Raw genomic sequence first — 6,939 nt, forward strand, 5'->3', positions numbered from 1 at the left:
ATTTTGAGCCGGGCTTTTCAAGCTTCTGGTACATTCTGACCGGGCTTGCCTGGGACGCTCTTCCAAGCGCGAATTCCATTGTCAAAGCCGGAAGCCCCAGCACAACAAGAAACGCAAGATAAACAAGAACGAACGCGCCGCCTCCGTTCTGACCGACCATCCACGGAAATTTCCAGACGTTTCCGCAGCCAATAGCGCAGCCTGCGCTCAGCAGAATAAATCCAAGTCTGCTGCTCAATCTTTCTCTAGCCATAAAGCCATTTTAGCAGAAATAAGGGGCGGTGTGTATAAAAATTTTTCATATTTAAATACAAGTGAACAATTTAAGGAACAAAAATTATTTTTCTTAAATCATCCTGAACAAATTCCAAAGAGCCTTTTAAATCCGCAGAAGCAAAAACAGAACCATACTTGCAGACAAAAATAAATGAAATGTCAGATCCGAATTCTTTTTTGAATTTATCAAGGAGCTTAAAAGATTTTTCCACGCCAAGAACAAAGGTCGCAGTCGAAAGCGCATCCGCCGTAATGCTAGATGGAGAAATTACAGTCGCGGAAACAATTCCAGAATCTGCAGGAAATCCTGTCGCAGGATCAAAAATGTGATGGTAACTTTTTCCGCCGGCTTCAAAATAGCGCTCGTAGCTTCCGCTTGTAACAACTGAATTTTCATTTATGCAAAGGCGCAAAAGAGGAGCGGCCGAAGGAGATTCTGGATTTTTTATTCCAACAGTCCATTTGCTGCCGTCAGATTTTTTTCCATAAACGTAAATGTTTCCGCCCAAATCTATAACAGCTTTTTTAACGCCGTGCATTTTTAAAATCTTACAGAGTTCATCTGCGGCAAAGCCTTTTACAATTCCGCCAAGATTTATTTTCATTCCAGCTTTCCGCAAAAAAACTGAATTTCTGGAAAGTCCAACGCAGCCAAAATCAACAAGTTCAAGAGCGTTGTTTATTTCAGTTTGCGAAGGAATTTTCTGGTGGTCTGTGTTTATGCCCCACAAGTCAACAAGCGGACCTGCAGCCGGAGTAAATGCTCCATCAGAAATCCATGCAGTTTTCAAAGCAAAATCTAAAACTTTTAAAACCTCTTCAGTTGTCTTTACCGAAGAAATTCCAGCCATTGAATTTATCCGTGAAATTTCAGAACTTGGCAAAGTCGCACTGAATTCATTTTCAATCTGCGCAAGACGTTCAAAAATTTCATCATAAAGTTTTTTTGTTCCGTCCTCAAATGCGTTGACTGTACAAAGAGTGTCCATCACAGTTTGTGTTCTTGGCTCAATTTTTCCAGAACATGAAGCGAATAAAAAAACAAAAACAATACAAAGCCGCAAAACAAATTTCATAAATCGTCTTCAACAAGCAAAGAATTTTTTTGATACTTTGGAAGAAACTTTTTAATTCCGCCAGTTTCAAAACTCACAGTAACAACGTATTCACCTTCATCGCTATAGTTAGTTCTTATGATTTGTCCATGCCCATAATCATCATGGAAAACGCAAGCACCCCGGCAGTATTTTTTTTCGAGTGGATTTTTTTCTGTGCGGCTAGATGAAAATGAATCTGGCTTTTGTCCAAGTATGCGGATTTCATTTCCAAGCTCAGCAAGAAACGGACTTGGAATCATAAAATTTGTTCTTCCAAAAAGCCGGCGGACTCCGCATGAAGTAAAATAAAGCTCGTCTTTTGCCCGCGTAATTCCAACGTAAAAAAGACGCCGCTCTTCTTCAAGTTCTGACTCCGTTTTTCCTTCGCGCGGAAAAATTCCAGATTCCATTCCTGTTATTATCACGCGCTTGAATTCAAGTCCTTTTGTGTTGTGAAGCGTAATCAGAGTAATCTTGTCTTTCTGCTTTTCTTCTTCGGATTCAGTTTTTAAAGTGCGGTCAAGATTTATGTGATCTAAAAAATCTAAAAGTCCTTGCTTTGTGCACGGATACAAAACTGCGCTGTTTACAAGTTCCTGAAGATTTTCAATTTTTTGCGTGCCGATTTCTTCATCCTGATCTTTGTGAAATTCTTCAAGCCCGCTTTCTTTTACAACTTTTTCAACAAACTCTGAAAGTTTTTTTTCATCTGCGGAAACAATATTATTTTCGTTTATCGCCTGCCCTGCAAGCAATGCCGCTTCTGAAGTTACAGGAACATCTGGCAATTCATCGGAAAATTTTTCAACAAGCGATTTAAAAAAATCAAATCCTTCTTTTGTCTTTTTTGAAAGCTTCAAAGATTCCGCTCCATTCAAAATTGAATTTCCATCAGAAGCTTCGATTATTTTATCTTGCGTTGTATTTCCAATTCCGCGCACAGGCTTGTTTACAATCCGCCTAAAAGAGATTTCGTCACGCTGATTCACGATAAATGAAAGCCACGAAATAATATCTTTTACTTCTTCACGCTCATAAAATTTCAAAGAGCCTACAACTTCATAAGGAATTTTTTTATGAAGAAATTCTGTTTCAAAGCCCAGCGACTGTGCGTTTGTTCTGTAAAGAATTGCCCAGTCACTATAAGGAATTCCATGCTCAAAGGCCTGCTCAATAAGGCTGTAGCAAAATTCAGTTTCATCATCTTGCGACGGAAGAAAAACCAATGCCGGCATTTTTCCTTTTCCGCGCGCAGACACAAGCTCTTTTCCAAGACGCCCGGAATTATTTTTTACAACATTTCCTGCGCAATTTAAAATTTCAGAAGTCGAACGGTAATTTGTTTCAAGGCGTATAATTTTTGTTCCCGGAAATTCATCTTTAAAATTCAATATGTTTTGAATTTCAGCTCCTCGGAATTTATAAATGCTCTGATCATCATCGCCAACAACACAGACATAAGTTCCAGAATTTTCATTGACGCCGGAAAGTTCCTTTAAAAGCTTAAACTGCGCAACGTTTGAGTCCTGGTATTCATCAACCAAAATAACTTTGTAGCGCGCATGAAAACTTTTTCTAATCAAATCATTTTCTTTTAAAATCAAATACGGGAGCAAAATCAAATCGCCAAAATCCACATTGCCAGTTTTTCTAAGACGTTGCTGATATTTTTCATAGACTTCAGGAAAAACAGGCTCATCGCAAATCCGGCTCAATTCCAAGTCTCCGGGAAGAAGACAATAGTCTTTTGCCAGCGCAATTTTTTTTGCATAATGCGACGCATCTTTTTTTGTAAGCGAAGGAAGTGCTTTTGAAATCAGTGAGCACACATCGTCATCATCGTAAACTGTAAAATTATTTTGAAGCCCAATTCCAGAATCTTCCGCACAGAGCCGAAGAAACCAAGCACCAAATGAATGAAATGTTCTTATGTGGGATTTTTGCGCGCGCGGCTCAAGATTTATTGCACGCTCTTTCATTTCTTCTGCGGCTTTTTTTGTAAAAGTAACAGCAAGAATCGAAGCCGGATTTATTCCAAGTTCCGAAATCATATACGCAATTTTCGTCGTGATTACGCGGGTTTTTCCAGAGCCTGCCCCGGCCAAAATTAAAAGAGGGCTTCCCTCATGTTCAACTGCTTCACGCTGCTCTTTATTTAAAACTGAAAGATAATCTTCCGCGTTCATTCAAGAAATTCTCCGTCAACATCAACATCGGATGCGGCAAGAGCCTTTGCCTTTACAACAGCTCCCGGAATTATTTTTTTCACGGCATTTTCATTGTCAAGGTCATAACGCACAACAAAAGCTCCGTCAACTTCCGGCGCGTCAAACCAGGCACGTCCAATTGCAAGACCTTCATCAGTGCCATCTTTGTTTTCAATTATTTCTTCAATTAGAACATCGTAAATTTTTCCGCAGCGCATTTTTAAGTTTTCAAAAGTTATTTCATGCTGCATTTCTTCCAGCCGAAAAGCTCTTGCCTTTGCTTTTTTTGAAGAAACTTGCATTTTCATTTTATCAGCGACAGTGTCTTCTTCTCTGCTGTACGGAAAACATCCGGACCAGTCGCTTTTTATTGACTGCAAAAATTCTTCTGTGCGCAAAGCATTTTCGTCTGTTTCCCCAGGAAATCCTGTAAGAAAAGTTGTGCGTATGCAGCTTTCAGGAAAATAAGAGCGGATAGTTTTTATAAGTGAAGTATAATTTTCAAAGCTGCCCTTTCGGTTCATGGCGCGTATTATTTTGTCGTCGCCAGACTGAAATGGAATGTCAAAATAAGGAAGAAACCTTGTGTCGTTTTTCATAACTTCAAGAATGTCTTTGTTAAAATGATCGGGATGAATGTACAAAAGCCGAATCCAAAATTTTTCTTCAAGCGCAGAAATTTTTTTTATCAAACTGCACAAAGGAGATTCGCCATATTTCTCATAAAAATTTTCTTCTGCACAAACAGGAGTTTTTAAATTCCTATAAATTATTTCATGCCAGTTTTTTTCAGAAGAAAATTCTTTGTCTTCTTCGCCGCAACCATAAGCTGCCAAATCCTGACCAATCAAATTAATTTCAAAAATTCCACGAGCCAAAAGAGATTTTATTTCCGCAACAATTTCATTTGAATTTCTTGAACGAAGTTTTCCACGTATAACAGGAATTGCACAGAATGAACATCGGTTGTCGCATCCTTCTGTGATTTTTACAAACGCACTTCCTTTAAAAGACAATAGAGAATTCCGCTCACCGCAGCAAACTCCTTTTTGTTCAGCTTTTAAAACCGGACGTTTTTCTTCAAACAAATCTTTTACAGCGGAATCAATCAGCTCCAAGTTTCCATTTCCAACAATTCCGTCAGCTTCAGGCAAATCTTTTTTAAATACATCCGCATAACGCTCGGCAAGACAGCCTGCCAAAAGAATCTTTGCATTCGGAAAAGCAGAACGCGCTTCCATAAGGGAATCTAGACTTTCTTTTTTTGCGCTTTCAATAAATCCACAAGAATTTACAATAACAAGGTCGGCTTTTTCAGGTTCAAAAACTTGCTCAAATCCAAGGCTAGAAAGCCTATTCATTATAAGCTCGCCGTCAACCTGATTTTTTGCACAGCCATGCTGGTCAAGAAAAAATTTTTTACTAGTCAAGTTCAAGCACCACTAAACGATATTTTCCGTCACTGTCACGAACCCATTTTATGTCTTCAGCCTGAACTTCACCAGCACGCCCAACTTCAAGATCATAGGAAGAAAGTCCTGCAATAACATGAATTTTCAAAGCGTTGATGTTGCTCATCCAAAGACGTGTTCCGTTGTTTGAAGTAATTGTAACAAGCTCGCCGCTCTTGTAATAGCCTTCAACATAATCTTGACGGTCGCTTTTATATCTGAAAAGACAAGAACCGCGGAATGTAACATTTATTGTAAACGGATAAGCGCGCGTGTCTTCATGAATTACCGTTCTGTTTGCATTATTTTTTACAGCCGAAGCCGCAGGAATTTCTGAAAGTTCTGTTCCAGATTTTCCATCTGAAAGTGCAACAAAAGAATTTTCAATAGATTTTTCAAGGATTCTCACTTCCGCGCCGTTCGCTTCATTGTCATTTGAAACATCGCTCAAATAAATAATCAAATCCGCAAATCCGTCTCCGTCAATATCTATATCACGTTCCTCGCTAAGCTCTACAATTTGATTTCCAGAAGGCGTAAGAATTGAAAGATTTCCTAAAGTTCCGCCAACTGTCAAAATAATATTTCCCTTGCCTTGTTTTGCAGGTACAAGAATTTGATCTCCTTTATAAAGTCGCTTTGTTTCGGGCTTGCCAGTAAATTGATACTGATGGATTTTTTCTTTTTCAACTTGCTCTCTTGCCTTAAGTTCTTTTTTCTGTGGAATCTTTAAAACGCTGAAATAAATATAAATTCCAATCGCCGCCAAAACTAAAACAACAGATGCGACAATTACAGGAATAAGAAAAACTGGCTTCTGCTTTTTTAAAAGCTCAACTGGAACTGGAGATTCCTGAATTTTTTTCGCATGATAAAGCCGCAAAATTTCATCTTTGTCCAGCCCCAAAAATTCACAATAATTTGAAAGAAAACCTATAAAATAAGATTCTCCAGGAAAGTCTTCAACGCGCTCATTTTCCAATGAATCTATATAATTTTTTGTAATCGCAGTTGCACGCTCAATCGCTTCCATGGAAACTTTTTTTTCTTCACGGGCATTGCGCAAAATTTCTCCGTAGCTTTCCATTTATTACTCCGAAAGAAGAAAGTTGTTGTAGTTATTTGCAGATGACGGCGGATCATAAATAAAACGCTGATCGCTTATACTCACATTCAAGTTGTAATTATGAAAATCAAAAATATAATCAACGTCCTGAGCTGAAACCGCAGCAACACGGCGAATTAATTTTGTCGAAGGATCTACAGAAAGTTTTATTGTACGGAAAGCTTCAGCCGCGGATCTTCTTGAAAGCAAAAGATTCACAACCATTTCATCGCTGTTTTCATCCAAAGGAACTGCGCTTTGTCCAGACTCATAGGCAACTGTGTAATAACGGCGCAAAAGAGAAAGTCCCTGAGCTGTAGCCGCATTTGGTCCAGAAGCAGTAACATTCTGTTCAAGAATTGCGGAAGTCGGGCTTGGCAAATAAATTGTAAGGTCATCACCGTTAAAGACAACAACTTGTTCCGCAGGATCCGAAAAATCTATGCGAAGCATTTCTGGACGCTTAAAACTGATTTTTCCTTTCATTTCATTTTTGTCAATTGTTATGTCAATGTCAGCTTCATAGTCTTTTATTTCCGCATAACGGTCGCTGACAGATTTAAAGAAATCGCTCGCCGTCGTAATTTCCTGTGAAAAAGCCGCCGTGCAGAAAGCACACATAAAAACTGCGGCACACAAAAACTTTTTCATTTAAAGTACTCCAAACTGATATATTGTAGAAAAATAATCTTTTATCGTCAACAGGCATATTTAACAGCGAAAAATGTCCGAAGTGATTTTTATTCAGAAAAAAGTTTTGGGAATTTTATTTAGCCTGAATTTCGAGTTTTATGATTTAATGT

The 6,939-nt window shown here is 38.6% G+C and carries 5 protein-coding genes and 1 pseudogene; all 6 read right to left on the reverse strand.

The annotated features are described in order from the left end of the window. Nucleotides 1-253: pseudogene (locus tag B4C08_RS09405) on the reverse strand (sodium-dependent transporter); the annotation flags it as partial. Nucleotides 254-323: 70 nt separating this feature from the next. Next, on the reverse strand, nucleotides 324-1,352 hold the full coding sequence (locus B4C08_RS09410; RefSeq protein ID WP_296664800.1) for an FAD:protein FMN transferase: 1,029 nt from the start codon (nucleotides 1,350-1,352) through the stop codon (nucleotides 324-326). After that, nucleotides 1,349-3,559 (reverse strand): ATP-dependent helicase, encoded by a 2,211-nt coding sequence (locus tag B4C08_RS09415; RefSeq protein WP_296664803.1) that lies wholly within the window; start codon nucleotides 3,557-3,559, stop codon nucleotides 1,349-1,351. Before B4C08_RS09415 ends, B4C08_RS09410 begins: the two co-directional genes overlap by 4 nt. Beyond that, a complete protein-coding gene (gene rimO, locus B4C08_RS09420; protein ID WP_296664805.1) occupies nucleotides 3,556-5,010 on the reverse strand; it encodes a 30S ribosomal protein S12 methylthiotransferase RimO in 1,455 nt (484 codons plus the stop codon). Before rimO ends, B4C08_RS09415 begins: the two co-directional genes overlap by 4 nt. Continuing rightward, a complete protein-coding gene (locus B4C08_RS09425; RefSeq protein ID WP_296090207.1) occupies nucleotides 5,003-6,118 on the reverse strand; it encodes a helix-turn-helix domain-containing protein in 1,116 nt (371 codons plus the stop codon). The genes rimO and B4C08_RS09425 overlap by 8 nt, the downstream gene beginning before the upstream one ends. A gap of 3 nt (nucleotides 6,119-6,121) precedes the next feature. After that, nucleotides 6,122-6,787 carry a LolA family protein gene (locus tag B4C08_RS09430; RefSeq protein WP_296664807.1) on the reverse strand — a complete coding sequence of 222 codons (666 nt, stop codon included), beginning with the start codon at nucleotides 6,785-6,787 and terminating at the stop codon, nucleotides 6,122-6,124. Nucleotides 6,788-6,939: the final 152 nt, after the last annotated feature.

This window comes from Treponema sp. UBA753 (assembly GCF_002297325.1).
Taxonomy (GTDB): Bacteria; Spirochaetota; Spirochaetia; order Treponematales; family Treponemataceae; genus Treponema_D.